The sequence below is a fragment of the Serratia liquefaciens genome (genome assembly GCF_027594825.1).
GTDB lineage: Bacteria > Pseudomonadota > Gammaproteobacteria > Enterobacterales > Enterobacteriaceae > Serratia > Serratia liquefaciens_A.
Genome location: NZ_CP088930.1, coordinates 2,012,857 through 2,039,766 on the forward strand (window position 1 = coordinate 2,012,857; position 26,910 = coordinate 2,039,766).

At 58.8% G+C, this 26,910-nt stretch carries 22 protein-coding genes; 5 read left to right on the top strand and 17 right to left on the bottom strand.

Going from position 1 to position 26,910, the window contains the following annotated elements; translation table 11 throughout:
- Window positions 1–14 precede the first annotated feature (14 nt).
- From fbaA to LQ945_RS09200, 4 genes are all read right to left on the bottom strand, one after another.
- Window positions 15–1,094: a class II fructose-bisphosphate aldolase gene (gene fbaA, locus LQ945_RS09185; RefSeq protein WP_262239657.1), complete on the bottom strand. Its 1,080-nt coding sequence runs from the start codon at window positions 1,092–1,094 to the stop codon at window positions 15–17.
- Window positions 1,095–1,211: 117 nt separating this feature from the next.
- The gene (gene pgk, locus LQ945_RS09190) at window positions 1,212–2,375 is read right to left on the bottom strand and encodes a phosphoglycerate kinase (RefSeq protein ID WP_262239658.1); all 1,164 of its coding nucleotides are present in this window, start codon (window positions 2,373–2,375) and stop codon (window positions 1,212–1,214) included.
- Window positions 2,376–2,446: 71 nt separating this feature from the next.
- Window positions 2,447–3,463, bottom strand: a complete 1,017-nt coding sequence (gene epd, locus LQ945_RS09195) for an erythrose-4-phosphate dehydrogenase (protein WP_269935702.1) — start codon at window positions 3,461–3,463, stop codon at window positions 2,447–2,449.
- A 327-nt stretch (window positions 3,464–3,790) separates the two neighbouring features.
- Entirely contained in the window at window positions 3,791–4,750 is a 960-nt protein-coding gene (locus tag LQ945_RS09200) for a LysR substrate-binding domain-containing protein (RefSeq protein WP_197022796.1), read from the bottom strand.
- A gap of 79 nt (window positions 4,751–4,829) precedes the next feature.
- On the opposite strand from LQ945_RS09200, the gene LQ945_RS09205 reads away from it, so the two are divergent.
- From LQ945_RS09205 to LQ945_RS09220, 4 genes are all read left to right on the top strand, one after another.
- On the top strand, window positions 4,830–5,909 hold the full coding sequence (locus LQ945_RS09205) for a tartrate dehydrogenase (RefSeq protein ID WP_270102748.1): 1,080 nt from the start codon (window positions 4,830–4,832) through the stop codon (window positions 5,907–5,909).
- A gap of 367 nt (window positions 5,910–6,276) precedes the next feature.
- Window positions 6,277–7,875 (top strand): BCCT family transporter, encoded by a 1,599-nt coding sequence (locus LQ945_RS09210; RefSeq protein ID WP_270102749.1) that lies wholly within the window; start codon window positions 6,277–6,279, stop codon window positions 7,873–7,875.
- A 41-nt stretch (window positions 7,876–7,916) separates the two neighbouring features.
- Window positions 7,917–9,041 (top strand): aromatic ring-hydroxylating oxygenase subunit alpha, encoded by a 1,125-nt coding sequence (locus tag LQ945_RS09215; protein WP_182825799.1) that lies wholly within the window; start codon window positions 7,917–7,919, stop codon window positions 9,039–9,041.
- Between the two features lie 60 nt (window positions 9,042–9,101).
- Window positions 9,102–10,067, top strand: coding sequence for a PDR/VanB family oxidoreductase (locus tag LQ945_RS09220; protein WP_270102750.1), 966 nt, complete (start codon window positions 9,102–9,104; stop codon window positions 10,065–10,067).
- 44 nt (window positions 10,068–10,111) lie between these two features.
- On the opposite strand, the gene LQ945_RS09225 is transcribed toward LQ945_RS09220, so the two are convergent.
- From LQ945_RS09225 to tkt, 4 genes are all read right to left on the bottom strand, one after another.
- Window positions 10,112–11,182, bottom strand: a complete 1,071-nt coding sequence (locus LQ945_RS09225; protein WP_262239662.1) for an ABC transporter ATP-binding protein — start codon at window positions 11,180–11,182, stop codon at window positions 10,112–10,114.
- Window positions 11,175–12,944, bottom strand: a complete 1,770-nt coding sequence (locus tag LQ945_RS09230) for an ABC transporter permease (protein ID WP_044553325.1) — start codon at window positions 12,942–12,944, stop codon at window positions 11,175–11,177. The genes LQ945_RS09225 and LQ945_RS09230 overlap by 8 nt, the downstream gene beginning before the upstream one ends.
- A gap of 82 nt (window positions 12,945–13,026) precedes the next feature.
- Window positions 13,027–14,115 (bottom strand): ABC transporter substrate-binding protein, encoded by a 1,089-nt coding sequence (locus tag LQ945_RS09235; RefSeq protein WP_270102751.1) that lies wholly within the window; start codon window positions 14,113–14,115, stop codon window positions 13,027–13,029.
- Window positions 14,116–14,283: 168 nt separating this feature from the next.
- Entirely contained in the window at window positions 14,284–16,278 is a 1,995-nt protein-coding gene (gene tkt, locus LQ945_RS09240) for a transketolase (protein ID WP_269936390.1), read from the bottom strand.
- A 238-nt stretch (window positions 16,279–16,516) separates the two neighbouring features.
- Here tkt and LQ945_RS09245 point away from each other — a divergent pair, with 238 nt between their 5' ends.
- Window positions 16,517–17,269: a M48 family metallopeptidase gene (locus LQ945_RS09245; protein WP_020828534.1), complete on the top strand. Its 753-nt coding sequence runs from the start codon at window positions 16,517–16,519 to the stop codon at window positions 17,267–17,269.
- A 39-nt stretch (window positions 17,270–17,308) separates the two neighbouring features.
- Here LQ945_RS09245 and LQ945_RS09250 read toward each other — a convergent pair whose 3' ends face one another.
- Genes LQ945_RS09250 through LQ945_RS09290 form a run of 9 tightly spaced genes read right to left on the bottom strand, consistent with a single transcriptional unit; the run spans window position 17,309 to window position 26,902 of the window.
- Window positions 17,309–18,949 (bottom strand): thiamine pyrophosphate-binding protein, encoded by a 1,641-nt coding sequence (locus LQ945_RS09250; RefSeq protein WP_270102972.1) that lies wholly within the window; start codon window positions 18,947–18,949, stop codon window positions 17,309–17,311.
- Between the two features lie 52 nt (window positions 18,950–19,001).
- Window positions 19,002–20,471 (bottom strand): aldehyde dehydrogenase, encoded by a 1,470-nt coding sequence (locus LQ945_RS09255; RefSeq protein ID WP_044553332.1) that lies wholly within the window; start codon window positions 20,469–20,471, stop codon window positions 19,002–19,004.
- A gap of 15 nt (window positions 20,472–20,486) precedes the next feature.
- Window positions 20,487–21,281, bottom strand: a complete 795-nt coding sequence (locus LQ945_RS09260) for an aspartate dehydrogenase (RefSeq protein WP_270102752.1) — start codon at window positions 21,279–21,281, stop codon at window positions 20,487–20,489.
- Window positions 21,282–21,298: 17 nt separating this feature from the next.
- Window positions 21,299–22,093 (bottom strand): SDR family oxidoreductase, encoded by a 795-nt coding sequence (locus LQ945_RS09265; RefSeq protein WP_270102753.1) that lies wholly within the window; start codon window positions 22,091–22,093, stop codon window positions 21,299–21,301.
- Window positions 22,090–22,908 carry an alpha/beta fold hydrolase gene (locus LQ945_RS09270; RefSeq protein ID WP_269936159.1) on the bottom strand — a complete coding sequence of 273 codons (819 nt, stop codon included), beginning with the start codon at window positions 22,906–22,908 and terminating at the stop codon, window positions 22,090–22,092. Before LQ945_RS09270 ends, LQ945_RS09265 begins: the two co-directional genes overlap by 4 nt.
- On the bottom strand, window positions 22,908–23,432 hold the full coding sequence (locus tag LQ945_RS09275) for a cupin domain-containing protein (protein ID WP_044553339.1): 525 nt from the start codon (window positions 23,430–23,432) through the stop codon (window positions 22,908–22,910). Before LQ945_RS09275 ends, LQ945_RS09270 begins: the two co-directional genes overlap by 1 nt.
- A 33-nt stretch (window positions 23,433–23,465) precedes the next feature.
- On the bottom strand, window positions 23,466–24,728 hold the full coding sequence (locus LQ945_RS09280; protein ID WP_270102754.1) for an MFS transporter: 1,263 nt from the start codon (window positions 24,726–24,728) through the stop codon (window positions 23,466–23,468).
- Window positions 24,729–24,752: 24 nt separating this feature from the next.
- Window positions 24,753–25,964, bottom strand: a complete 1,212-nt coding sequence (locus LQ945_RS09285; protein ID WP_270102755.1) for an NAD(P)/FAD-dependent oxidoreductase — start codon at window positions 25,962–25,964, stop codon at window positions 24,753–24,755.
- Window positions 25,961–26,902, bottom strand: a complete 942-nt coding sequence (locus LQ945_RS09290) for a VOC family protein (protein ID WP_270102756.1) — start codon at window positions 26,900–26,902, stop codon at window positions 25,961–25,963. Before LQ945_RS09290 ends, LQ945_RS09285 begins: the two co-directional genes overlap by 4 nt.
- Between the last annotated feature and the right edge of the window lie 8 nt (window positions 26,903–26,910).

The following is a 26,910-nucleotide window of genomic DNA, read 5'->3' on the forward strand; positions in this document are numbered from 1 at the left end:
ACAGCTAACCGAGATTACAGAACGTCTACTGCGTTCAGATCTTTGAAAGCCTGTTCCAGACGAGTAATCATGGAAGTCTGGGCTGAACGCAGCCATACGCGTGGATCGTAGTATTTCTTGTTCGGCTGGTCGGCGCCTTTCGGGTTGCCCAACTGGCCCTGCAGGTAAGCTTCGTTCGCTTTGTAGTACTGCAGGATACCGTCCCAGGTTGCCCATTGGGTATCGGTATCGATGTTCATTTTGATCACGCCGTAACCTACGGATTCTTTGATCTCTGCGTCGGTAGAACCGGAACCGCCGTGGAACACGAAGTTCAGGCTGTTGTGCGGCAGATTGAATTTCTTGGACACGTAGTCCTGAGAATCGCGCAGGATGGTCGGAGTCAGTTTAACGTTGCCTGGCTTGTATACGCCGTGCACGTTACCGAAGGACGCCGCGATGGTGAAGCGTGGGCTGATGGCGTTCAGTTTTTCGTACGCGTAAGCCACGTCTTCCGGTTGGGTGTACAGAGCGGATGCGTCCATATGGCTGTTGTCCACGCCATCTTCTTCACCGCCGGTGCAGCCCAGTTCGATTTCCAGAGTCATACCCAGTTTCGCCATGCGAGTCAGGTATTTGCTGCAAATTTCGATGTTTTCTTCCAGGGACTCTTCAGACAGGTCGATCATGTGAGAAGAGAACAGTGGCTTACCGGTGGCCGCGAAGTGTTTCTCGCCGGCGTCCAGCAGGCCGTCCAGCCATGGCAGCAGTTTCTTCGCACAGTGGTCGGTGTGCAGAATAACCGGCACGCCGTAATGCTCAGCCAACTGGTGAACATGATGTGCACCAGAGATAGCGCCCAGAATTGCTGCACCCTGAGGAACGTCAGTCTTCACGCCTTTACCGGCGATGAACGCGGCACCGCCGTTAGAGAACTGTACGATGACCGGAGCACGCACCTTCGCCGCTGTTTCCAGCACGGCGTTGATGGAGTCGGTACCTACGCAGTTCACTGCTGGCAGAGCAAAGTTGTTCTCTTTAGCTACTGCGAATACTTTCTGAACGTCATCACCAGTGATGACACCCGGTTTTACGAAATCAAAAATTTTAGACATGTTACTTTGTCCTGTTTCGTCGGCCGTAGATGGATGTAAATCGATTTTTTCATGCCGCGCCGCGTTGTGCCGCGCGGTATAAAACAAACGGGCGGCTTTCGCCTCCCGTTGTCTGAATTACTGCTTAGCGCGCTCTTCCAGCATCACAACCGCCGGTAACGCTTTACCTTCCACGAACTCCAGGAAGGCGCCGCCGCCGGTTGAGATGTAGGAAATCTTGTCAGCAATGCCGAACAGGTCGATTGCTGCCAGGGTGTCGCCGCCGCCTGCGATAGAGAAGGCTTCGCTGTCTGCGATAGCGCGAGCGACAATTTCGGTGCCCCGACGGAAGTTAGGGAACTCGAATACGCCAACCGGGCCATTCCACAGAATGGTTTTGGCGTTCTTCAGGATAACGGCCAGACGCTCGGCTGAGACGTCGCCCATATCCAGAATTTGCTCGTTGTCCTGAATTTCGTTCGCCTGTTTCACGGTCGCAACCGCGTTTTCAGAGAACTCGGTCGCCACGCGCACGTCGGTCGGAACCGGAATGTCGCAGGTTTCCAGCAGTTTCTTGGCGTTGTCGATCAGATCAGGTTCATACAGAGACTGGCCCACGTTGTTACCCTGCGCCGCCACGAAGGTGTTGGCGATGCCACCACCGACGATCAGCTGATCGGCGATTTTGGACAGGGAATCCAGTACGGTCAGTTTGGTGGAAACTTTAGAACCGCCCACGATGGCAACCATCGGACGGGCAGGGTTGCCCAGTGCTTTACCCAGCGCTTCCAGCTCTGCGGACAGCAGCGGGCCGGCACAGGCAACAGGAGCGAACTTGCCCACACCGTGGGTGGAAGCCTGCGCGCGGTGTGCGGTGCCGAAGGCGTCCATCACATACACGTCACACAGTGCCGCATATTTCTTGGAAAGGGTTTCGTCGTCTTTTTTCTCGCCCTTGTTGAAACGGACGTTTTCCAGCACTACCAGCTCGCCTTCTGCAACATCAACGCCATCCAGGTAGTCTTTAGCCAGACGTACCGGGTTTTTCAGGTGGTCTTTCAGATAGTTGACAACAGGCAGCAGGGAGAATTCTTCGTTGTACTCGCCTTCGGTAGGACGGCCCAGGTGGGAAGTTACCATCACGCGGGCGCCTTGTTTCAGCGCAGCTTCAATAGTCGGCAGGGAGGCACGGATACGTGCATCGGAAGTCACTTTACCGTCTTTCACTGGAACGTTCAGATCGGAGCGGATCAGAACGCGTTTACCTGCCAGATCCAGATCGGACATGTTAATTACAGACATGGTGAACCCTCTTGGTTGATTCTCTATAAAGTTGCCTGAGCGGCGCACCGGCCAGTGCCGATGCCGCCGTACTAGAAACCGCTTGCGGCCATTGCCCGTGTTGTATCCAACATCCGGTTGGCAAAGCCCCATTCATTATCACACCAGACCAAGGTCTTGATCAGGTGTTGTCCGCTGACCCGAGTCTGCGTACCGTCGACGATAGCGCTGTGCGGGTCATGGTTAAAATCGATCGAGACTAATGGTAGTTCCGTATAGTCAACTATACCACGAAAAGATCCCCGTGCGGCCATTTGCAACAGCTGGTTGACCTCTGCCACTTTCACCGCCGAACTGACGCTGACGCTGAGATCGATGGCCGTCACGTTGATGGTCGGTACACGTACGGAAATCGCTTCGAAACGATCGCAAAATTGCGGAAAAACGCGGGTAATACCGGCGGCCAGCTTGGTGTCGACCGGAATAATCGACTGGCTCGCCGCGCGGGTGCGCCGCAAATCCTGGTGATAGGCGTCAATCACCGGCTGATCGTTCATCGAAGAGTGAATGGTGGTCACCGTGCCCGATTCGATGCTGAAGGCATCGTCCAGCAGCTTGATCACCGGAATAATGCAGTTGGTGGTGCATGACGCATTGGACACGATGCGGTGTTCTGCCAGCAGCGTCTGATGGTTGACGCCAAACACGATGGTGGCGTCCAGATCGTTGCCGCCGGGGTGAGCGAACAACACTTTCTTCGCCCCCGCCGCCAGATGGGCCTCGCCATCCGCCCGACTGCCGTACACGCCGCTGCAGTCCAGCACCACGTCAACGCCCAACTCGCCCCAGGGAAGCTGTTCCACCGTCGGCTGATGCAGCAAACGAATGGTATCGTCCCCGACGGTCAACATGTCGCATTCCTGGCGAACATCCCAGGCAAAACGGCCATGGCTGGAGTCGTATTTCAGCAGGTGGGCCATCCCCTCGGCGTTCGCCAATTCGTTGATCGCCACCACGGAAATTTCCGCTCTTCGTCCCGATTCATACAGTGCGCGTAAAACGCTGCGGCCGATGCGGCCAAAGCCGTTAATCGCTATGCGGATTGTCATGCTGCTCCTGAAAAAGGGCCTTCTCCCACCGGGCAGGCTCACCGTACCAGAGAGGGCGCTGATGGGTTATCCGATCAAGCTAACCCGCATAGAGTACTTTAGCGCACCGCCTGCTGTGAATCGTCACGTCGCATTATTCATTTCATCAGACGCGCTTTCATCACCTTCACTCCGGTATTTCTGTTGAATACCGACACAACTGAAACGCTTCAGCTGAGCATAAACCAAAGTTTTGCCAAAAGGAACAGATGCGACAGCTCGCCTGACAACTGATCGACACTTTGCGGGAATAAAATGATCTGGCGCACACTTTTGCCGCCTCCTCCCCTAGCGACGCGCCAGGTATTCCGACAACAACGAGGCTTCGCCATAGTGCTGGCGGAAATAATCGCGCAAAAATTCGACCGTCACCCGCACCTTGGCCGAGGTCGCCAGGCGCGAAACGTACACCGCCCAAATATCCGCCGGCTGGTAGTAATCCGGCAGAATATGCACCAGCCAGCCGTTTTCAATGCTCTCCCGCACGTCCCAGAAGGAGCGCAGCGCCACGCCCTGCCCATCCAGGCACCATTGATGCACGATTTCACCGTTGTTGGACGACAGCCCGCCGGTCACCTTTACCGCCTCCTCCCCCTGCGGCCCCTGCAGCCGCCACAGGCCAAAAGGATGGTCGCGCTCCTTGATCGCCAGGCAAGCGCGTCCGGACAGCTCACTCAGGTTCTTGGGTGTGCCGCAACGCTGCAGGTATTCCGGAGAGGCGCACAGGATACGCTGGTTCTGCGCCAGCTTACGGGCGATCAGATTGGGAGCAATGTCATCACCGATGCGGATATCCAGATCAAAACCTTCGCTAACCAAATCCACCAGCCGATCGGAAACGTCCAGCCGCAGCTCCAGTGCCGGGTACTGCAGCGCCAGCGCCGACAGTGCCGGGCCGACAAAACGCCGACCGAAACCGAAGCTGCTGACAATGCGCAGCGTGCCCTGCGGTGCCTGACGGGCGTCGGAAAGCTCATCCATCATTTGATCGACGTCGTTGAGAATGCGCTGCGCCCACTCGTAAATGCGTTCGCCATCTTCGGTGATTGCCACCCGCCGCGTAGTGCGATGCAGCAACGTGACCTCCAGCGCCTTTTCCAGCAGCGCGATGCGTTTGCTGATGAATGCCGGTGAAACCCCCAGCTCGTCGGCAGCGGCGGCAAACCCGGCGCGCCGCGCCACCAGCACAAACACCCGCAGGTCACTCAGAATAGGCAGATTATTCATGATTCGTGTTTTATGTTTCACCGTTTGCAGTATTGATTAACAGTTAGTCAATTATAGGATGAAAGGGATGTCAATCGCCCCTCTTCACAAGTGAGATCCTATGTGCAAAAGCTATAAAATCGCCGCCATACCGGGAGACGGTATTGGCCAGGAAGTGATGCCGGAAGGCATTCGGGTGTTGCAGGCCGCTGCCGCGCGTTGGGATTTGTCCCTGGAATTTGAAACCTTCGAATGGGCCAGCTGCGACTATTACCTGCAGCACGGCAAGATGATGCCGGACGATGGGCTTGAGCAACTGCAAGGCTTCGACGCGGTCTATTTTGGTGCCGTCGGCTGGCCGGACAAGGTGCCGGACCATGTCTCGCTGTGGGGGTCGTTGCTGAAATTCCGTCGCGATTTCGATCAGTACGTCAACCTGCGTCCGGTGCGCTTGTTCCCCGGCGTCCCCTGCCCGCTGGCGCACAAAAAACCGGGCGATATCGATTTTTACGTGGTGCGTGAAAATACCGAAGGGGAGTACTCGTCGCTCGGCGGTCGGATGTTTGAAGGCACCGAACGTGAAATGGTGATCCAGGAGTCGGTGTTCACCCGCCACGGCGTCGACCGCATTTTGAAATACGCTTTTGAGCTGGCGCAACAACGCCCGCGTAAAACGCTTACCGCCGCCACAAAATCCAACGGTATGGCGATCAGCATGCCGTATTGGGATGAACGCGTAGCCGCTATGGCGCAGCAGTATCCGGACATTCGCTGGGACAAGCAGCATATCGATATTCTGTGCGCACGCTTCGTGCTGCAACCCGAACGTTTCGACGTGGTGGTGGCTTCAAACCTGTTCGGCGATATCCTGTCCGATCTTGGCCCGGCCTGCGCCGGCACCATCGGTATTGCGCCTTCGGCCAACCTCAATCCCGAACGCCGCTTCCCGTCGCTGTTCGAACCGGTACACGGTTCCGCACCGGATATCTTCGGCAAAAACATTGCCAACCCGGTCGCCATGATCTGGGCCGGCGCCATGATGCTGGACTTCCTCGGTGCGGGGGAACCGCGCTATCGCCAGGCTCACGACGGTATTCTCGCCGCCATCGAACAGATCATCGCCAGTGGGCCACGAACTCCGGACATGCATGGCGATGCCACCACCCAGCAGGTGGGTCAGGCGATCGCCGCCCTGCTTTAACCTAAACATTCACACCATAAATGACTATGCAGAGCGATATATATCGCTCTGCATAGTCACGTGCTAATTTTGTATTCCTCCATAAATTCTCATCGTAATTCGCTAAAAAGCCCCCGAAAAGCCCACACTAAATCCACGGTCAAGATCACAACAAATTATTCACATACTGTGTTTTATCCCTTCACAGATGCCCTAATTGTGGCCTCAGATTAATTTATGCACACTCACAAATGTTAATGAAGGGTAAAAACTCACGGCATCTGCAGTACCGGGATATGCACCCTACGTGGTCTAACAAACGGCTTAACGCCAATCAATAAGGCTGAGATGCACAGCAGCCAACCACAAATAACAGGAGTTCACGCCCATGCAGAGCACGCCCAAAAAGGATGTCATGCTCATTGCCATCAGCCTGTGCAGCATCGCGCTGATTGCCAGCTGCCTGATGCTCTTCCCGATTCAGTCAGAGCGGGTCGCCACTACCATTTTTAACGCGGTCACCCGCCTGTTCGGTTCCACCATTCAGGTGCTGGTGCTGATGGCACTGCTGGTGGTGCTTTATCTGGCCTTGAGCAAATACGGCAATATCCGCCTTGGCGAAGGCAAGCCTCAGTACCCCACTCTGGCCTGGGTATTTATGTTCATTTGCGCCGGATTGGGTTCCTCAACCCTGTACTGGGGCGTGATGGAATGGGCTTATTACTATCAAACGCCGGGACTGAACATTGCCCCACGTACGCCAAAGGCGTTGGAATACAGCATCAGCTACTCGTTCTTTCACTGGGGGTTAAGCGCCTGGGCAACCTATGCGCTGGCCTCGCTGATCATGGCCTATCACTTTCACGTCCGTAAAAATAAGGGCTTAAGTCTGTCCGGCATTATCTCGGCCATCACCGGCGCACGCGCCGACGGCCCTATAGGCCGGACGGTAGACCTTATTTTTCTGGTTGCCACCGTGGGCGCGCTGACTATCTCGCTGGTGTTAACCGCCTCCACCTTCACCCGCGGGCTAACGGCACTCACCGGCATTCCGGATACCTTCACGGTACAGGCAGCGGTGATCCTGCTGGCCGCGGTCATTTTCTGTCTCAGCTCTTATATCGGCATCGACGGCGGCATGCAGCGGCTGAGCAAAATGGTCGGCTGGGGCGCGTTTATCTTCGCCGCACTGGTCCTGCTGGTCGGCCCGACCGAATTCACCATCAATAACACCGTTAATGCTATCGGCCTGACGGCGCAGAACTTCCTGCAGATGAGCCTGTTTACCGATCCGATGGGAGACGGCAGCTTTAGCCGCAGCTGGACCGTGTTCTACTGGCTGTGGTGGATTTCCTATACGCCGGGCGTGGCGATGTTTGTGACCCGGGTCTCTCGCGGGCGCAAGATCAAAGAGGTGATTTGGGCCCTGCTGCTCGGCAGCACCCTCGGTTGCTGGTTCTTTTTCGGCTCACTGGAAAGCTTCGCCATGCATCAGTTCATCAGCGGCCAGTTGAACGTGCCTGAGGTGCTCAATACCCAGGGCGGTGAAACGGCGGTGCAAATGCTGCTGATGTCACTGCCGCTGGGCAAACTGTTCCTCGCGGGCTACCTGTTTATCATGATTATTTTTCTGGCGTCGCATATGGATGCCGTCGCCTACACCATGGCAGCCACCAGCACCCGGAATCTGCAGGAGGGGCAGGATCCCAGCCCGATGCTGCGGCTGTTTTGGTGCGTGGTGATCACCCTCATCCCGCTGTCGATCCTGTTTACCGGGGCCTCCCTGGACACCATGAAAACCACCGTCGTCCTGACCGCTTTGCCGTTCCTGCTAGTGCTGCTGGTAAAAACCTACGGTTTCGCCCGTTGGCTGAAACAGGATTACGCCGCGATACCGGCACACCTGATCGAAGTCAGCCGACCGACGTTGCCCCTTCCGTCTGAACCGCCGGCCGTTAGCCCGTTAAACAACACAACCGTCGTCTGAAACACTCCCGTGGAATAAAAACAAATAAGAGGAAGGTTATTATGAGCACTGCGATCCCCGTACTGACATTACCCAATGACTTCTGCGCCGATGCCCGCGAGGCGTATACCATTCCGGCGCAGTTTTATACTCACCCGGCTGCGTTCGATCATGAAAAAGAGCGCGTATTCGCCAACAGCTGGATCTGCGTGGCACACGGCAGTGAAGTTGCCCAGCCAAATGATTACATCACCCGCGAGATCATCGGCGAAAATATCCTGGTGGTCCGCGGCCGCGACAAGGAGTTGCGCGCCTTTTATAACGTTTGCCCACACCGGGGTCACCAATTGCTGTCAGGCGACGGCAAGGCCAAAAACGTCATCACCTGCCCGTACCACGCCTGGGCGTTCAAGCTCGACGGCGAACTGGCTCATGCACGCAACTGCGAGAACGTGCATAACTTCAATAAAGACATCGCCCATCTGACGCCGGTACGGGTAGAAGAATACGGCGGGTTTATTTTTATCAACATGGATCCGCAGGCCGGCAGCGTAGAAGAGCAACTTCCAGGGCTGGCGGCAAAAGTGCGCGAAGCCTGCCCGACAGTAGATAACCTGAAGCTGGCGGCGCGCTTTACCACGCTCACCCCAGCCAACTGGAAGAACATCGTCGACAACTACCTCGAATGCTATCACTGCGCACCGGCACACCCCGGCTTTGCCGATTCAGTGCAGGTCGATCGCTACTGGCACACCCTGCACGGCAACTGGACGCTGCAATTTGGCTACGCCCGCCCTTCGGAACAATCATTCAAATTCGAAGAAGGCAAAGATGCCAGCTTCCACGGCATCTGGCTGTGGCCTTGCACCATGTTCAATATCCCACCGTTGGAAGGGATGATGACGGTGATTTATGAGTTCCCGGTCGATGCGGAAACCACCCTGCAACACTATGACATTTACTTCACCAACGAAGAGCTGACCGCCGAACAGCAGAGGTTGATCGAATGGTATCGCGACGTATTCCGTCCGGAAGATCTGCGGCTGGTCGAGAGCGTGCAGAAAGGGTTGAAGTCACGCGGTTATCGCGGTCAGGGGCGGATTATGGCTGACGGTGCAGGCAGCGGCGTCAGCGAGCACGGCATCGCACACTTCCACAACCTGGTGGCGCAAGTCTTCCAGCCCTGAATCTGCCAGGCGGTATAACCTGTTTTGCGCGGGCTCTGCCCGCGCTCTGGAGTGAATGACATGTCGAGTTATCGGATGTTGGATGTCCGCGTGATCGAAATCGAAACCGTTACCGCACAGGTAAAGCGTTTTACTCTGGAGGACCCGACGCAGCGGCCGTTGCCGACATTCAGCGGCGGCAGCCATATCATCGTGCAGATGCAGCAGGGCGAGCAGTGCTACCGTAATGCCTACTCGCTGTTAAGTTCCCCTTTCGACCTGCACCGTTATCAGATTGCCGTGCGCCGCGAGTCTCCCTCTAAAGGCGGATCGGATTTCATGCATGACCGCGTAAAAATTGGCGACACGCTGACCATTAGCACGCCAAACAATCTGTTTGCGCTGGCACCCACCGCGGAACAACACCTGCTGATTGCCGGCGGCATCGGCATCACGCCGTTTCTGGCGCAGCTGCACGAGCTGCACCAGCGCGGTCAGCGTTACCGCTTGCACTATTGCTTTCACAGCGAAGAGCACAATGCTTTTCAAACGCAGCTGCAGGCGTCTCCTTTTGCCGAACATGTGCGCTATCACATTTCCAGTCAGGGTGGCCGTTTGGATGTGACGCGTCTGCTGGCCGAGGCGGAACCCGACGCCCACATCTATGTGTGTGGTCCTTCGGCGTTGAACGATGCGGTATTGCAGGCGGCGGCAGCGTTGGGAATTGCGCCAACACGTGTGCACCGCGAAGCCTTTGCCGCAGCAAACAGCCAGGGGGGGGCTTTTACTCTGGTACTGGCACGCTCAGGCATTGAACTGGAGGTCGCGCCAAATATGACCATTCTGCAGGCGTTGGAAAACAGCAAGGCGGCCAAAGTAGAATGCCTGTGCCGGGAGGGGATTTGCGGTACCTGTGAAACGCGAATTCTCGAAGGCGAAGCCGACCACCGCGATCAGTATCTGAGCGAGGAAGAGCGAGAGGCGCAACAGAGCCTATTGATCTGCTGCTCACGGGCCAGGGGACCACGGCTGGTGCTGGATTTGTAATTCAGTGAGCCGCGTCCCTTCGTGGGGCGCGGCCATGGTCGAAGCTAGGCCTTAGGGAAAATCCACAGGTGCTCTGCCGGCAGCGACAGCCGGCAAAGCGTCTGACCGCGCACTTCGGTGCCATAAGCCCGCACCACGAAATCTTCGGCAACGGTGCGGAACAGGTATTCCCAACGATCGCCCAGATACATGCTGGTCAGCAGTGGCAACTCCAGTTGGTTGCCCTGGGGATCTTCCCCCAGACGCACGCGTTCTACCCGGATCACCGCCGTGGCTTCATCACCGACGTTTACCCCTGCACCAGCCATGCCCCACAGCGCCCAGTCTTTCCCTTCGATGCGCGCTTTGCCCTCGCTCATCTCGGTGATTTTGCCGAACAGACGGTTATTACTGCCCATAAACTCGGCGGTAAACAGGGTCGAGGGAGAACCGTACATTTCCTGCGGCGTACCCTGCTGTTCGATCTTGCCGTTGTTGAGCAACAAAATACGATCGGAAATGGCCATCGCCTCGTTCTGATCGTGGGTCACCATCAGCGCCGACAACCCAAGCTTGATAATCAGTTCACGCAGGAACACCCGCGCCTCTTCGCGCAGCTTGGCATCAAGGTTAGATAGCGGCTCATCCAGCAGGATCACCGGCGGGTTGTACACCAGCGCCCGACCAATCGCCACGCGCTGCTGCTGGCCACCGGACAGCTGATGCGGATGGCGTTTGCCCAGATGTCCCAGCCCCAGTTGATCCAGCACCCCTTGCACCCGCTGGGTAATTTCTGCCGAGGCGACTTTGCGTAATTTCAGCGGGTAGGCGACATTCTCAAACACGGTTTTATGCGGCCACAGGGCATAAGACTGAAATACCAGGCCGAGGTTGCGCTCTTCCGCCGGGATCTCGCTGCGCGCAGTGCCGTCGTACACCTTATTGTTGCCAATGATAATGCTGCCCTGCGTTGGTTTTTCCAGCCCGGCGACCGCCCGCAGCAACGTCGTTTTACCGCTGCCCGACGGCCCCAGCAGCGAAACTACCTCGCCGCGCTTTAGCTGCATCGAAACGCCCTTCAGCACCGGGTTGTCGCCGTAGGTCAAATGCAGGTTCTCTACCGAAAGTTCAATCATGTAATTTCACTCCAAAGCGCAAGGCGATCCCCAGCCCCAGCACCACCAGCAGGATGTTAATGAAGGAGAGTGCGGCCACGATATCAATGGCACCCGCCGCCCACAGCGAAACCAGCATCGAACCTATGGTTTCGGTGCCTGGCGACAGCAGGTAAACCCCGGTGGAATACTCTCGCTCGAAAATCAGGAACATCAGCAGCCACGAGCCGATCAGGCCGTAGCGCGACAGCGGAATGGTCACGTGGCGGGTGATCTGCCCACGGGAGGCACCGGCACTGCGCGCCGCCTCTTCCAGTTCTGGGCCGACCTGCAACAGCGTCGAGGAGATCAACCGCAGGCCGTAGGCCATCCATACCACGGTATACGCCAGCCAAACGCTGAAGATGGTGCTGCGCAAAGAACGTAGCCAGACAATCAGGTTTTCCCGCAGCCATTCGGCGACCGGCAGGGCCGACAGCCAGCCCTCTTTCAGCGACTTGTCCAGCCACATCGGCAGGAACAGGAACACCCACAGGAACGCCAGCCCCGCCAGCAACCCCGGCACCGCACGCGGTACCAGCACGCTGTAATCGAGAAAACGGGTAGCGCCGTCGGGTTTGCGGTGCATGGCAATGCCGATGAACAGATAACAGACCACCGCCAGAGCACCGCCGATCACCCCAATCGCCATCGAGTTGACGATGGCCCGCAACAGGTTGGGTTGCTGCCAGATGGTGCGGAAGGTATTGAGCGACAGCTCGTCCCAGAGAGAAACGCCCACGCCCCAGTTGGAGATAAAGGCACGCAGCACCACGCCCACCAGTGGTACACCTATGGTCACCGTCAGCCAAAACACCACCACCGCACCGGCAACCCAGCGCCATTTACCCAGCGGCAGCGCCCGCGCCTGAGACGCCTTGCCCTTGACGGTGACGAAACGGTTGGCGGTGCGCATCAGACGGCGCTGCAACATCACCAGCGGAATGGTGATGCAAATCAGCACCACCGCCACCGCCGCCATCAGATGATAAGACGGCGTGCCCAGCTTGTTGGTCAGTTGATACAGGTAGGTCGCCAGCACCAGGTTACCTTCCGGATCGCCCAACACCAGCATCAGGCCGAACACCTCCAGCCCGAGAAAGAACAGCAATACGCCGGCATACAGAATCGAAGGGCGTACCATCGGCAAGCTGACGGCGGTCATGACCTGCAAGGGGGAAGCTCCCGCCGTACGAGCGGCCTCCTCCACGTCGGAGCCGACGCTGCGCAAGGCCGAAGAAATATAAAGGTAGGCGTGCGGCACATGGGTTAACCCGGCAATGACCACGATGCTGGCCATCGAATAGATATTCCAGGGCACAAAGCCCAGCAGCGACTCCGCCCACAGCGAAAAGAAGCCTACCGGCCCGGCGGCCACCACGTAGCCAAAACCCAGCACCATCGGCGAGACAAAAATCGGCACCAGGATCAGCGGCTCTATAAACCGGCGACCAGGCAGATCGGTTCTGACCATCAAAAAGGCCAGGATCCCCCCCAGCGGAATGGCGATCACCACCAGCCCAAAGGCCAGAATAAATCCGCTTTTCAGTGCTTTGTAAAAGTCAGGATCGGTGAAAATAAACTCGAACGCCTCAAGGCTAAAAACCTTGGAGGGCGAAAAAAAGGGGGCGGAGAGGAAACTTTGAATCACGATAAAGGACAGCGGTACGTAGATAACCAGTGCGGTTATCAACACCACCAAGCCACGCGGCAGGCTCTGCCACTTTCTACGCCATGTATTCATAATCTATCCCAATGGTTGTAAACATCGACCACCAAAGGGCGCGCGCCTCCCTGGCAGACGCGCGTCCGGAGCCTGTCCTTATTTATTTTGCCGCGGCGGTACGCCACTGTTTGATGTAGTCCAGCCGTTTGGCCGGCTGCAGGTACTCCAACAGGCTCTCGTCTACTGGGATCGGCTTCAGCGCATTGCCAAGCATTTTGGTCATGCCGTCGATGTCGTTTTTACCTTCAATGTCATTACGGATAGAGGGAATATCCGCCTGGTTGGCGAGAATGCTCTGGCCCTTTTCCGACAGTACGTAGTTAAGCCACAGCTTGGCCGCATTGGCGTTGGCGGCCTCTTTGCTGATAAAGGACACGCGCGACAGCACCAGGGTGTAATCTTTCGGGTAAGCGATGCCCAGAGAAGGGTCTGTTTTGGCGCGTGCTTCGGCGTAGGAGCCCAGGATATTGAAACCAATCAGGTTTTCACCGGACGATACCCTTTCCATCATGGTACCGGTGGACGACTGCACGGCCAGGCCGCCTTTGGCGACGTCAGCCAGCGTAGCGAAATAGTTCGGGTCGGCCTTGAAGTCCTGCACCGACAGCATGAAACCCAACCCTGATTTTTCAATGTCATAGGTCGTGACTTTCTTTTTAAACTTGTCGGTTTGGCTGGCGATCAGCTTTGCCAGCGCAGCGTGCGAGTCCGGCACATCCCCCTGCGGGATCAGCCGTTTGTTATAAATGAAGACCACCGGCTCGTAGGTGGTGCCGTAGGCTTTCTCTTTCCAGACCGCCCACTTGGGCAATTGGCCCTGTTCCGGCGAAGCGTATTCTTGCGCATAGTCGGTTGCCAGCTTCAGCGCGGTATCCATCGACGAACTCCACACCACGTCGCCGCTGGTGCCGCCCGCCGCCTGTTCGCTGATATAGCGGTTATACAGTTCGGTGCTGTTCATGTCGTTGTATTCGACCTTGACGCCCGGGTACAGCGCTTCGAACCCCTGAATCAGCGGCCCTGCGGCTTTGGTATCGGTGGTGGAATACACCACTACCTTGCCTTCTTTCTTCGCGCCATCCACAATTTTCTGGTAGTCGGCTGGATAGCCCGCGGGGAACTCAGCGTAAGCAGGCACTGCACCCAGTACAGCCATCGCCACCATCGACGCGCCGATTTTTGTCAACATGATCAACTCCTGGTTACATTTAATAAACTAAAAATTAACATATAGTTAATAAGTGTTCTTACGCAACGCCGTTGATTTTTTATCTTCGTGTTTTGTGAGGTTGGGCGATTTTTGGGCAACAAAAAGCCCGGCAAGGTGCCGGGCTGGGGTAACGCGACGCGAGATGCCTTATTTCAGCAGTGCCTGCGCCTTGGCCACCACGTTATCCACGGTGAAGCCGAACTCTTTGAACAGCTGCTCCGCCGGTGCAGACTCACCAAAGGTGGTCATGCCCACGATAGCGCCGTTCAGGCCCACGTACTTGTACCAGTAGTCCGCGATACCCGCTTCCACCGCCACGCGGGCCGTCACCGCCGCCGGCAGCACGGATTCACGGTAAGCCGCGTCCTGCTTGTCGAAGGCGTCGGTAGACGGCATCGACACCACGCGCACCTGGGTGCCCGCCGCGCTCAGCTTGTCTGCCGCTTCCACGGTGATACCCACTTCCGAACCGGTGGCAATCAGGATGACGTCCGGCGTACCGGCACAGTCCTTCAGCACGTAGCCGCCGCGGTAAACGTTGGCCAGCTGCTCCGCGGTACGCGGCTGCTGGGTCAGGTTCTGACGCGAGAAAATCAGCGTGGTCGGGCCGTCGTTGCGCTCGATGCCGTACTGCCAGGCAATCGCCGATTCCACCTGGTCACACGGACGCCAGGTGCTCATGTTCGGGGTCACGCGCAGGCTGGCAATCTGCTCAACCGGCTGGTGCGTCGGGCCGTCTTCGCCCAGACCGATGGAGTCATGGGTGTAGACGAACACGTTGCGGATTTTCATCAGCGCCGCCATGCGCACCGCGTTACGGGCGTATTCCACGAACATCAGGAAGGTCGCAGAGTACGGCAGGAAGCCGCCGTGCAGCGCGATGCCGTTGGTGATGGCGGTCATGCCGAACTCGCGCACGCCGTAGTGGATGTAGTTACCCGCCGGGTCTACGTTCAGCGCTTTCGAGCCGGACCACATGGTCAGGTTGCTCGGTGCCAGGTCAGCGGAGCCGCCGAGGAATTCAGGCAGCACCTTGCCGAAGGCTTCCAGCGCGTTCTGCGAGGCCTTGCGGCTGGCGATGTTGGCCGGGTTGGCCTGCAGCTGCTCGACGAAGGCTTTGGCGTCGGCTTTCCAGCTGGCCGGCAGTTCGCCGTTCATGCGGCGTTTGAACTCGGCAGCCAGTTCCGGGAAGGCCTTGGCGTAGGCCGCAAACCTGTCGTTCCAGGCCGCTTCTTTCGCCTTGCCGGCTTCTTTGGCGTCCCACTGGGCATAGATGTCCTGCGGGATTTCGAAGGCGGCGTATTTCCAGCCCAGGGCTTCGCGGGTGGCAGCCACTTCGGCGGCGCCCAGCGCAGCACCGTGCACGTCGTGGGTACCGGCCTTGTTCGGGGAGCCGAAGCCAATCACGGTTTTGCACATCAGCAGGGACGGCTTGTCGGTGACCTTGCGGGCTTCTTCAATCGCGGCCTTGATGGCGTCAGGGTTGTGACCGTCCACGTGACGCACCACGTGCCAGCCGTAAGCTTCAAAGCGCTCGGCGGTGTTGTCGGTGAACCAGCCTTCCACGTGACCGTCGATGGAGATGCCGTTGTCATCGTAGAACGCGGTCAGTTTGCCGAGCTTGAGGGTACCGGCCAGGGAACAGACTTCGTGAGAGATGCCTTCCATCATGCAGCCGTCGCCCATAAAGGCGTAGGTGTGGTGGTCAACGACGTCATGGCCCGGGCGGTTGAACTGCGCGGCCAGGGTACGTTCGGCAATGGCGAAGCCGACGGCGTTGGCAATGCCCTGGCCCAGCGGACCGGTGGTGGTTTCCACGCCTGGGGTGTAGCCGTATTCCGGGTGACCCGGAGTTTTGGAGTGCAGCTGGCGGAAGTTTTCCAGCTCGCTCATCGGCAGGTCGTAGCCGGTGAGGTGCAACAGGCTGTAAATCAGCATGGAGCCATGGCCGTTGGAGAGGACGAAGCGGTCACGGTCAGCCCAGTGGGGGTTGGTCGGGTTGTGGTTCAGGTAGTCACGCCACAGGACTTCGGCGATGTCCGCCATGCCCATAGGTGCACCCGGGTGGCCGGAATTTGCTTTTTGTACGGCGTCCATGCTGAGTGCGCGGATGGCGTTGGCAAGCTCTTTACGAGAGGACATGTTTTACTCCAGGTCGGATTAAAAAATCAGTCAAGTTTTCTATTTTCTCAGACTCCGCATTAAAACGGCAATCCCTAATACCAAATGAGAGCGAGTTCACAACTTATTAGCACAATTGGTCGGTTTTTCGGAATAACACTATTTTCCCGATTGTCGGCGTACACTAGTCTCAAGCGGCAAGATTTCCCTAAACTAAAATGACACGACCCCCTTGTTACTCTCACAGGAAAATGGCTTTATGAAGATCCGTACCTCTTTGATTGCATTAAGCATTGCCACTTTGGTAAGCGGCTGTCAAAACCTGAACACCGATACCCTGATGCAGTCTGGCGCGCAGGCGTTTCAGGCCGCGACGCTGAGCAATAACGACGTAAAAATCCTGAGTGATAAATCCTGCGCAGAGATGGACAGCAAGGCACAAATCGCGCCGGCCGACAGTACTTATGCCAAACGCCTGAACAAAATCGCGGCGGCGCTGGGAGATAATATCAACGGCACGCCGGCCAACTACAAGGTTTACGTCACAAAAGACGTGAATGCCTGGGCGATGGCCAACGGCTGTATCCGCGTTTACAGCGGGCTGATGGACATGATGACCGACAATGAAGTGGAAGGCGTGCTGGGCCACGAAATGGGCCACGTGGCGCTGGGCCATACCCGCAAAGCCATGCAGGTCGCTTACGGCACCGTAGCATTGCGCACCGCAGCGGCCTCGACCGGCGGCATCATAGGTTCGCTGTCGCAGTCACAGTTGGCGGATATGGGCGAGAAGCTGGTTAACGCGCAGTTCTCCCAAAAACAGGAAAGTGAAGCCGATGACTATTCGTTCGATCTGCTGAAACAACGCGGCATCGACCCGAACGGCCTGGTCACCAGCTTTGAAAAACTGGCTAAAATGGAGGCCGGTCGTCAGAGCAGCATGTTCGACGATCACCCCGCCTCCGAAGCGCGCGCACAGCATATTCGCGAGCGCATCGCAGCAGGCAAGTAAAACACAACGCCCGGCAGATGCCGGGCGTTTTTCATTTCATCAATACAGCGTCTTTTGCGGTGGCCCGGCGAAGGTTAGCGGCCCGATGCTGTTCATATCCACTTCCACCACCGACGGCCCCGGATAATTAATCGCTTCCGCCAGCACGCCGTTGAACTGCGCCGCGCTGTCCACTTTCCACGCCTTCAGCCCCATCGCCTCGGCAACCTGGGTAAATGCAGGAGTGTGCAGTTCGTTATAATACTGACGGCCGGCAAAATACTTGTCCTGAATGCCCCGCATCACGCCGTAGCCGCCGTCGTTCATGATCAGCAGGGTAATATTGGCCTGCTCCTGCGCCATGGTTGCCAGTTCGCCCAAACCTAACGCCAGCCCACCGTCTCCGACCAGCCCCACCACCTTGCGCTGCGGGTTAGCGATCGCCGTGCCAATCGCCATAGGCAGCCCCATGCCAATCGCCCCGGCCAGCGAGTGAATGTTGCAAAGGGGCGAAATGGCGCGGAACAAACGGCTGCCCCACACGCTGCCGGAAACGGTAATATCACGCACCAACAGACCGTCCTGCGGCAACGCAGCGGCGATGGCATCGTTCAATTTGGCATATTCTCCCGACTGCTGGCGCAGCGCGCTTTCCGCCTGCTGTACCGCTTCGGCGATCTCGGCATCCCATTCGGCATTCACTTTTTCCCGCGGGCTCAACCGAGCAGCCAGCGCGTTAAGCAAGGCGCCGCAGTCACCGTTGATTTGCTCGTCGGCCAGATAGTTGCGGTTGGCCGCCGCCGGATCGATATCAATTTGAACCAGCGGGCGCGGCAGCGACAGCGTCCAGGTACGCGTTTCATTGCTGCGCAAGCGTGAACCGGCCACCAGCGTCAAATCGCACTGCGTCAGGATCGCTTCAATGCTCGGTGAGTTATGAAACGCACGTAGGCTGCGCGGATGACTATCAGGCAAGATACCGCGTCCATGAGTGCTGGAGATCACCGCCACGCCGGCATCCGCCAGTTTGCGTACCGCATCGGCGCAGGCCAGCGCACCGCCACCCAACCACAGCAATGGGCGTTTGGCCTGTTTCACCCGCTGATACAGGCGCTCAACCGCCTCATCACTGGCCGCCGGCAGCGGCGCAGGCGCCACGGGCTGGCTCAGCACCGAACTGGAAACCAGGCTGCTTTGAATATCGATCGGGATCTCGACCGCCACCGGGCCACAAGGCACCGTCTGCGCATCGAGGATAGCCCGTTGGATCACGGCCACCGCCTGTTCTGCTGAGTTGACCCGATATGCGCGCTTGGAGCAGGCGCGCAGGAAACCCAACTGATCGCGGGTCTCATGAATGAACCCGGCGTCGGCATCCAGATAGGCCTTCTCCACCTGGCCGGTTATGTGCAGCAACGGCGTGTTGGCATTCAGCGCTTCGATCATGGCACCGACCGCATTGCCGGCGCCCGCGCCCGTGCTGGTCAAGGCCACGCCCAAACCGGAGAAGCGGCCGTGGGCATCGGCCATGGTAACCGCGCCCGCTTCGCCGCGCGCGGGTACGAAACGGATGTTGCCACGCTGCCCTACCGCATCGGCAATCGGCAGATTATGAATCGAAATGATGCCGTACATCGCCGACACCTCGTACTGTTCCAGAGTCCGGGCTATCGCTTCGCCAACCGTTATTTTATCGCTCATCATCTGCCTTCTTATTGTGTTCGTTGTAGGGGGTACGCACCGTCGACCAAAACTAATCGCTCCAGCGGTTCGCCTGATGGCTCAGCGCCAGGTAAAGGCTTTTCTGCTGCATATAGGCCTTGATGCCGTGCAGACCCTTTTCGCGGCCCAGACCGCTCTCTTTGAAACCGCCGAAAGGCGTAGAAATAGAAAATGTCTTGTAGGTATTGATCCACACGGTGCCGGTTTCCAATTGTTCCGCCAGCGCCATCGCCCGCGGGAAATCCCGGCTCCAGATCCCAGCGGCCAGCCCGTACACCGAATCGTTGGCTTGCTCGATCAACTGCTGCTCGTCATCGAACGGCAGTACCACCAGCACCGGGCCAAAAATTTCTTCCTGACAGGCGCGGGCGCTATTGCTCAGCCCTTCGATAATCGTCGGCAGGTAATAGCTGCCGCCCGCCAGCAGCGGATCGGCCGGCGCTTCGCCGCCTATCACCAGCCGGCCGCCTTCTTGCTGCGCCAGCGCCACGTAATCCGCCACGCTTTGGCGATGCTTGTCGTTAATCAATGGGCCGAGGTGCACCCCCGGCGTCAGCGGATTGCCGACCCGCAGTCCGGCCGCCAGTTCACTCAGACGCGCCAGCAGCGGCTGGTACAAAGAACGATGCACAAACAGCCGCGAACCGGCGATGCAGGCCTGGCCGGCGGAGCTGAAAATGCCGTAGCAGATCCCGCGTGCTGCCTGCTCCACATCGGCGTCTTCCAGCACGATGGTCGGCGACTTGCCGCCCAATTCCAGCGAGGTGGGGATCAGCTTCTCGGCGGCGATATGCGCCAAATGACGACCGGTATTGGTTCCCCCGGTAAAAGAGATCTTTTTCACTAACGGGTGACGCGCCAGCGCCTCGCCAATCACCGAACCTTTGCCCGGCAGTACGCTAAGCAGTCCGGCGGGCAGGCCTGCCTGCTCAAACAGTTCCGCCAGTTTTAGCGCCATCAGCGGCGTCGCTTCGGCCGGTTTGAGGATCACCGCATTGCCCGCCGCCAGTGCCGGGGCCACCTTTTGCATTTCACTGGCGATCGGCGAGTTCCACGGCGTAATGGCCGCGATCACGCCCAGCGGCTGATACTGGCTCAACGTCATGATCTCAGCGCTGCGCTGGGTCGGCAGTTCGCCCTCCAGCACCTCGCAGGCAGCGGCAAAGTAGCGTGCCGTCGCCGCCGCGCTGGCCACCAGCCCACGGGTTTCCGCCAGGGGCTTGCCGTTGTCTCGGGTCTGCAGCTGTGCCAGCTCTTCCTGTTGCGCCATAATCAGATTGCTGACGCGGTACAGAATGTTGGCTCGCTGATGCGGCACCAGCCCACGCCACTCGGGTGCCCGCCAGGCGCGTTCCGCCGCGGCTACCGCATCATTGACGTCTTCAATACTGGCGGCACGCAGCCGCGCATTCACGCTGCCGTCGGCCGGGAACTGCGAGACCATTTCATCGCCACGCCCTTCGCACCAACGCCCAGCCACAAAAATCTTTAACCTTTCCATACTCGCTCCTGCCGTTCAGGCAATAAAACCACCGTCGATCAGACGGCGGCAGGCTTGTACCGCGCTTAGCGCCGCCAGGGTTGATGTCTTGGGATTGCTTGCCAGCGGGTTGCCGCTCAGCTCAATGTGAAACTCACCGAAATTGCCGCACACCTGCAGCCGGTGGGTATTGCGTCGGGTCGCGGGATCGACCAGCAACCGCACCCGGGTGGCGTCCATTCCGAGGCCGTTGAGCGCAATGGTCGCCGCCACATTGGCGTTGGCCGGGAATAACCGCGCCGCCTCCCGTGCCGAGCCTTCGAAAAACACCTGCGCCTCGCTTACCGCATCGAGATCAATCAATTGCTCTGCCATACTGCCGCGCCAGCTCGCCGGACTTTTACACGCCTGATAAGTGACGCTGTCCAGACCGCCCTCACGTGCCGACGCCAAGCCGTCCATGCCCGCCACCGCGCCGGACAGCACGATCACCTGCCCCCGATGCTGCCGACAGGCTTGCTGCAAACGCTGTTGCAAGGCGGCATCCGCTAACGCGCCGGTAGAGATCACCGCTAGAGGCCAACCGCGCATCACCACCGCCTCACCGAACTCCGCCACCGCCTGCTGGCTGGCGCACTCCAGCACCAGATCCGGTTTTTCAGCGCAGTGGTCGGGGTGGGTCAACGCCTGCACCCGACCACCAAAGGCTTTGGCAATCGCCGCATGATGAGCCGCACGCGCGACAATCCAGCCAACGCTCACCCCGTCCGGCAGGCGGGACAGCACCTCTGTGGCCATTGCGCCGTAACCAATCATCATGATCTTCTTCATCTTTTCAGCCTCTGCGGTTAAAGATGGCGGTTAAAGCCGCCGGAGACGTCCAGCGCGGCCCCGGTGGTAAAGGACGCCAGAGGCGAAGCCAGGAACAACAGCGCCCGCGCCGGCTCCTGCGGTTTCCCCAGGCGTTTCATCGGAATGCCGCGTCGTTCGGCAATCGCCGCCGTCCACTGCTCCCAGTTTTGATCTTTATCGCTGCGCTCGTCGAAGCGACGGCGCCACTGGCCGGACTCCACCATGCCCAACAGGATCGAGTTGACGCGAATGCCCTTGTCCACCAGCTCTTTCGACAGCGTCAGCGTCATGTTGAGCAGCGCCGCACGCGCCGCCGAGGTGGCGATCATGTGTTCTTCCGGCTGCAAGGCCAGCAGCGAATTCACGCAGGTGATGGAAGCGATATCCGAACGCTCCAATGCCGGCAAAAATGCCTGCACCGGGTTAATCACGCCGAACAGCTTTAGTTCCGCCTCATGCAGCCAGGCGGTGCGCGGCGTTTGATCAAAATGCGCAACAAAACCCTGGCCGGCGTTGTTGATCAGCAAATCTACGCCGCCGAAGCGTGCCGTCACCTGGGCGGCAAACTGCGTTACCTGCGACTCATCCAGCACGTCGCAGCACAGTGCCAGGATCTCCGCCTGCGAAAACTCATTGCGCAGGCTGGCCTCGGCACCGGCCAGTTTGTCCGGATTGCGGCCGCAAAATGCCACCTTTGCGCCTTCCGCCAGCAGCAGGCGCAGGGTTTCGAAACCGATGCCCGACGAACCGCCGGTGACCACCGCGACCCGTTTCTCAAGCTGAAAATTCATGGTTGAATTGCTCCCGTAAAATCCTGCAGATAGCGATTAAATTGCCCCGCTGCATCCAGGTAGCTGGCATGCCCGGCCCCCTCGATCAGGCGCAGTGGCGCGTCCTGCTGCTGCGCCAGCATCGCCGCCGCTTCCGGTGGCGTGATCCGATCGCAGTCGCCGCACCACACCTGCAGCGGGCCACGGTACTGCGTCAGATAGCGGCCGATATCGTCGTTGGCCAGCATCCAGGCGGCATTGAGAAAACCCTCGGGATCCAGCTGCTGCATGCCATTGCGTACCCAGGCAATGTCCTGCGGATCCGCCGTTTCACGCAGTAACGCCGCCGCCCGTTGTTCTCCGTAACCCTGCGGACCAAGCTGCTCGATCATCTGTTTTCTCTGGCTAAAAACCTGCCGACGTTTCTCCGGCGGCGCTTTGGCGTAGCCCTGCGCCGGATCCGCCAGCACCAGCCCACATAACCCGTCGGGATAAGCGGCGGCATAGGCGCTGCCGATCAAGGCGCCGAGCGAGTGGCCGACGATCAGCGGTTGCTCCAGCTGCAAGTGGGCCACCAGCGCCGCCAGCGCGGCGGCGTAGGCGGCGGCATCCGGCTCGCTGAGCGTCAGCGGCAGGCTGCCGCCGTAGCCAGGGGCATCCCAGGCCAGCAAACGATGGCCGTCGGCCAGCCCCGAGTCATTGAACTGCTTGATCCACGAAGCCGAACCGGAACTGATGCCGTGCAGCAACACCACCGGGCGACCGTGCCCCGCCTCGCGCCAGCTCAGGGTAAACGTCCCACAGCGTGCCTGCTGACGTTGTGCCAGGCCGTTCATCAGTTGCGTTTCACTTTGGATAACGGGTGATCCGCCGGGTAGGTCGGGGTTTCCGGTTTGGCGGTACCCAGCATGACGCACATCAACGCCTCTTCTTCGCCGTGGTTGAACAACCCACGGTAGACACCGGCCGGCACCGAGATCAGATCGCGTTCTTTCAGCTTGGTTTCGTAATACTCCGTGCCGTCCTGGATCATCAGCGTGATGCTGCCCTTCAGCATAAAGAACACCTCTTCCACGTCATCGTGCAGGTGTAACGGGCCCTCGCACTTCGAAGGCAACACCATGGTGGAGAAGGTGAAATTACCTGCCGGAATGGTGTTGGTGTCGCTGGCTACCCCGGTGGCGCCGGTACCGATGTAGCGCATCTGCGCACGGCGGTATTTCGGGTCGTAATCGGCTTGGAACTTCAACGCGTTCCAGTCGTATTTGCGGCCTTCAAAGCGGGCGATACGCGATTCCACCCAATGCTCTATCGATTGATCCTGCGGCTTGACGCCGGCTTGCTTCTCAACCTGGGACATGTTGTAACTCCTCTGTTGAATCAAACGGTTAAATCAATACTTCTTCAGCAACGGCAGCAGAATGATGCAGCCGATCAAGGCCATCACCACCAGGAACAGCAAGCCGTTATCCATGTTGCCGGTGGCGGCGATCAGCGCCCCCATCAGCACCGGTGCCAGCGCACCGGCAAAATTGCCCAATCCGTTAAAAATACCGCCGGCGGTGGCGCTGACCTTGCTGCTGGTGGCTTTCGCCAGCAAGGCAAAGATGTTTGGCGCACCGGCCCCCCACATAAAGGTGCTGAAAGCCATGGCGGCGATCACGCTGTAGGTGCCCTGCAGCTGCAGCACCACGGCCAACCCCAGCCCGGCGCCGCACAGCGAGACAAAACAGGCCAGCGCACGACGATCCAGCTTGTCCGACAGCCAGGCACCGACCACTTCGCCCAGCAGCATGGCGATAAACGGCAGCGATGACAGGTAGCCCGCGTGCTCCAGATGGATGCCTTTCCCCTTGATCAGGTAGCTTGGCAGCCAGCCGTTCATGCCCCACAGGTAAGTCAGAAAGGCGATGTTAAACAGGCAGATCATCCAAAAATGCGGGTTGCGCAGCAGCTCATGGCGATGCTGTTTGCGTTCGGCAATAGCCGGTTTGGAAACGCTGGCCGCGGCGGGGCGTGACACGTTGAGATGGCGCATTCCGAACAGCACCAGCAGCATCACCGGCAACGTCAGGAACGCCATAAAGAAGAAAGTGGTCTGCCAGTCAAAGGTGTTGAGGATGTACAGCGTGACCGGGAAGCCGAGCGCGGCGCCCAACGGCGTACCCAGCAGCCACAGCATGGTGGCCCGCGCCTGCAAGCGCTGTGGAAAGGCCTGGCGGATGATGGCGTAGGCCATTGGCAACAGCGGACCTTCGGCAATGCCGAGCAAAATGCGCAGCGTCATCATGCTGTGATAAGAGCGCGTCATGCCCATCAGCACCATCAGCACGCCCCACACCACCATCATGCCAATCAGCACCTTGACCGGGTTCAGTCGGTCGCCGATTCCGCTCAGCAATATCGAAGAAATGCCGTAGGAGAACAAAAATGCACTCATCAGCAACCCCAGCCGCGCCGGGTCAAAACTGATGCCCAGCGCCTGCTGGAATTCACTATCGGAAAACAGCGCCGCGATACTGATCTTGTCGAAAAACGCCAGCAGCACGCAGGCAAACAGCGCGATTGGCACCGACCAGCGCACCCGTTGCTGCGGATTTTCGGCGACAGCATCCCCCACCCGTTCAGCGCGGGCGTCAATCTCTTGCGTAGTCATGAAACGCTCCCGAGGTTACGGGCGTTATTTCAACGCCATCAAAGAAAACTCCGCGTCCGCCAACTGCTGCGGTTCCAGCACTCGCCCACTGGCCAGCCAGCGTTTGCCCAGCTTGATGGTGCGTGCGTCGTTAAACGCCACCATTTGCACCAGCTGACGATCGGCATTTAACGTAAAGAACACCTGCGATTGCGGCGTGCGCCGCACCACATGGTGCACGCCACCGGTCGGCACGCCGAGGATCTGGATATTGGCGTCGTATTGATCCGACCACAGCCAGGCCACGTCATCGTAGGGGGCGGCAAAGGCGTCCAACATCGCGCAGGCGGTGCTGATCGCCTGATTCTGCGCATAGGCCCAGGACTGCAGGCACAGGCCAAGCGTCGGGTGGCGGGCTACGTCACCTGCGGCAAAGATCGCCGGATGGCTGGTGCGCCCCTGGCCGTCAACCACGATCCCCGCGTCAATCTTCAACCCGGCACTGCGCGCCAGCTCCAGGTTCAACTCCACGCCGATCCCCACCACCACACAATCAAATGGCTGAAGATCGCTGGCATCGCTGCCGATCCAGGCACCACCGTCACGATCTTCCAGCTGAATATCACCGCAGCCGCAGTGCACCGTCACGCCCTGTTGCTGATGCAATTCCAGCAGCGCCTGGGAGACGTCCGCACCGACGCTGCGCATGCACAACGCGGGTTGGCGCTCAAAAACGGTCACGTCAGCACCGAGACGTTTTGCCGAAGCGGCAATCTCCAGCCCGATCCAGCCGCCGCCGACGATCGCCAAACGGCGACACCCTTGCAGCGCCTGACGCAGCCTGGCAGCATCATCCCAGGAGCGCAGCGTCATCACCCGTGGGTGACTGGCCCAGCGGGCATCCGGCAGGCGCGGACGACCGCCGGTGGCGATCAGCAGTTGCTCAAACTGCAGCTGCCGACCGTCACTGAGACTGACGATTTGCCGTTTTGCATCAATGCCTTCAGCCCGCATCGGGCGACACCAGTTGAGGTTCAACCCGGCAACCACCTGTTCGCTGAACAGTCGGCTAAGCGGCGCATTGCCGTCCAGCAACGCCGCCTTGGAGAGCGGCGGCCGCTCATAAAAGTCATAGGGTTCGTCGCTGATCACCGTCAACCGGCCCGCATAGCCACGATCGCGCAGCGTTTTCGCCGCCCAACCGCCGGCCTGGCCACCGCCGATAATGACGATCCCCGCCGGTTCTGGTTGGCTCATAACGCCTCCGGTTTTTTCTGCTGGCGGCGCGTATCGTGGTCGATACCGCCCTCCACCGCCCATTCGGTGAACGACACCAGTGAGTGTTCCAGCTCGCGTGGCTGCCAGTTTTCCGTCAGATAATCATCGTTGGTGTAGTACTCGAACGCGCCACCGGTCGGGCTGTTGACGTACCAGAAATAGGCTGAGGAGATGGGGTGACGGCCAGGGCCGATAAAGGTGCTCCACTTCTCTTTGTTCATGGCGATACCGCCGCCGATCACCTCGTGGATATCGCGTACGGTAAAGGCCACGTGATTCAAACCGCGTGGGCGATTAGGCAATTTCAGCAGGAACAGGTTGTGATGGCCGCCGCGTGCCTGAGTGCGCAGGAACACCGCCCGATCGATATAGCGATCCGAGACCTGGAAGCCCAGGACCTCACGGTAGAAACGTTCGGTGGCGGCCAGATCTTCGACGAAGAACACCACGTGGCCGATATTGATTGGCTGTGCCTGCGCGTACACCGGGCTGGGCTGATCGATGCGGCGTACATCTCCCCACTGGTTAATCGGCGAGACCGGTAAATTGACTTCGCGCTGTTGACTGACGCTAAAGCGCAGCGTCATACCGTTGGGATCGATACACTCCAGCTCTTCCCCCACCAGGCGAAAGCCTGGCATCTGCGCCAACAGCGGCTGTAAAGCGGCCAATTCCGCCGGGCTGCCCACACCCCAGGTCATGCGACGCAAAGTAGAACCACCCTCAAACGCCGCCGGCAAGGTTTCGCTTTGCAGCGGATGCAGCACCACGCGCGCCCCGCTCAAAGTGGTGAATTCACGCTGGGTTTCGCCCCAGTGCTGCTGCGCTGCCTTCAGGCCGAAGTCCTGCATGAATTTTTCGCAGGTTGGCAGATCTTCGACGCCAAATTCCAGTTTTTCGATTCCGATTACGCTCATTACTGTGC

What these genes read in the sequence shown, in the direction of transcription:
- fbaA (WP_262239657.1), bottom strand. Translation starts at nt 1,094, where the DNA reads ATGTCTAAAATTTTTGATTTCGTAAAACCGGGTGTCATCACTGGTGAT.
- pgk (WP_262239658.1), bottom strand. Translation starts at nt 2,375, where the DNA reads ATGTCTGTAATTAACATGTCCGATCTGGATCTGGCAGGTAAACGCGTT.
- epd (WP_269935702.1), bottom strand. Translation starts at nt 3,463, where the DNA reads ATGACAATCCGCATAGCGATTAACGGCTTTGGCCGCATCGGCCGCAGC.
- LQ945_RS09205 (WP_270102748.1), top strand. Translation starts at nt 4,830, where the DNA reads ATGTGCAAAAGCTATAAAATCGCCGCCATACCGGGAGACGGTATTGGC.
- LQ945_RS09210 (WP_270102749.1), top strand. Translation starts at nt 6,277, where the DNA reads ATGCAGAGCACGCCCAAAAAGGATGTCATGCTCATTGCCATCAGCCTG.
- LQ945_RS09215 (WP_182825799.1), top strand. Translation starts at nt 7,917, where the DNA reads ATGAGCACTGCGATCCCCGTACTGACATTACCCAATGACTTCTGCGCC.
- LQ945_RS09220 (WP_270102750.1), top strand. Translation starts at nt 9,102, where the DNA reads ATGTCGAGTTATCGGATGTTGGATGTCCGCGTGATCGAAATCGAAACC.
- LQ945_RS09225 (WP_262239662.1), bottom strand. Translation starts at nt 11,182, where the DNA reads ATGATTGAACTTTCGGTAGAGAACCTGCATTTGACCTACGGCGACAAC.
- LQ945_RS09230 (WP_044553325.1), bottom strand. Translation starts at nt 12,944, where the DNA reads ATGAATACATGGCGTAGAAAGTGGCAGAGCCTGCCGCGTGGCTTGGTG.
- LQ945_RS09235 (WP_270102751.1), bottom strand. Translation starts at nt 14,115, where the DNA reads ATGTTGACAAAAATCGGCGCGTCGATGGTGGCGATGGCTGTACTGGGT.
- tkt (WP_269936390.1), bottom strand. Translation starts at nt 16,278, where the DNA reads ATGTCCTCTCGTAAAGAGCTTGCCAACGCCATCCGCGCACTCAGCATG.
- LQ945_RS09245 (WP_020828534.1), top strand. Translation starts at nt 16,517, where the DNA reads ATGAAGATCCGTACCTCTTTGATTGCATTAAGCATTGCCACTTTGGTA.
- LQ945_RS09250 (WP_270102972.1), bottom strand. Translation starts at nt 18,949, where the DNA reads ATGAGCGATAAAATAACGGTTGGCGAAGCGATAGCCCGGACTCTGGAA.
- LQ945_RS09255 (WP_044553332.1), bottom strand. Translation starts at nt 20,471, where the DNA reads ATGGAAAGGTTAAAGATTTTTGTGGCTGGGCGTTGGTGCGAAGGGCGT.
- LQ945_RS09260 (WP_270102752.1), bottom strand. Translation starts at nt 21,281, where the DNA reads ATGAAGAAGATCATGATGATTGGTTACGGCGCAATGGCCACAGAGGTG.
- LQ945_RS09265 (WP_270102753.1), bottom strand. Translation starts at nt 22,093, where the DNA reads ATGAATTTTCAGCTTGAGAAACGGGTCGCGGTGGTCACCGGCGGTTCG.
- LQ945_RS09270 (WP_269936159.1), bottom strand. Translation starts at nt 22,908, where the DNA reads ATGAACGGCCTGGCACAACGTCAGCAGGCACGCTGTGGGACGTTTACC.
- LQ945_RS09275 (WP_044553339.1), bottom strand. Translation starts at nt 23,432, where the DNA reads ATGTCCCAGGTTGAGAAGCAAGCCGGCGTCAAGCCGCAGGATCAATCG.
- LQ945_RS09280 (WP_270102754.1), bottom strand. Translation starts at nt 24,728, where the DNA reads ATGACTACGCAAGAGATTGACGCCCGCGCTGAACGGGTGGGGGATGCT.
- LQ945_RS09285 (WP_270102755.1), bottom strand. Translation starts at nt 25,964, where the DNA reads ATGAGCCAACCAGAACCGGCGGGGATCGTCATTATCGGCGGTGGCCAG.
- LQ945_RS09290 (WP_270102756.1), bottom strand. Translation starts at nt 26,902, where the DNA reads ATGAGCGTAATCGGAATCGAAAAACTGGAATTTGGCGTCGAAGATCTG.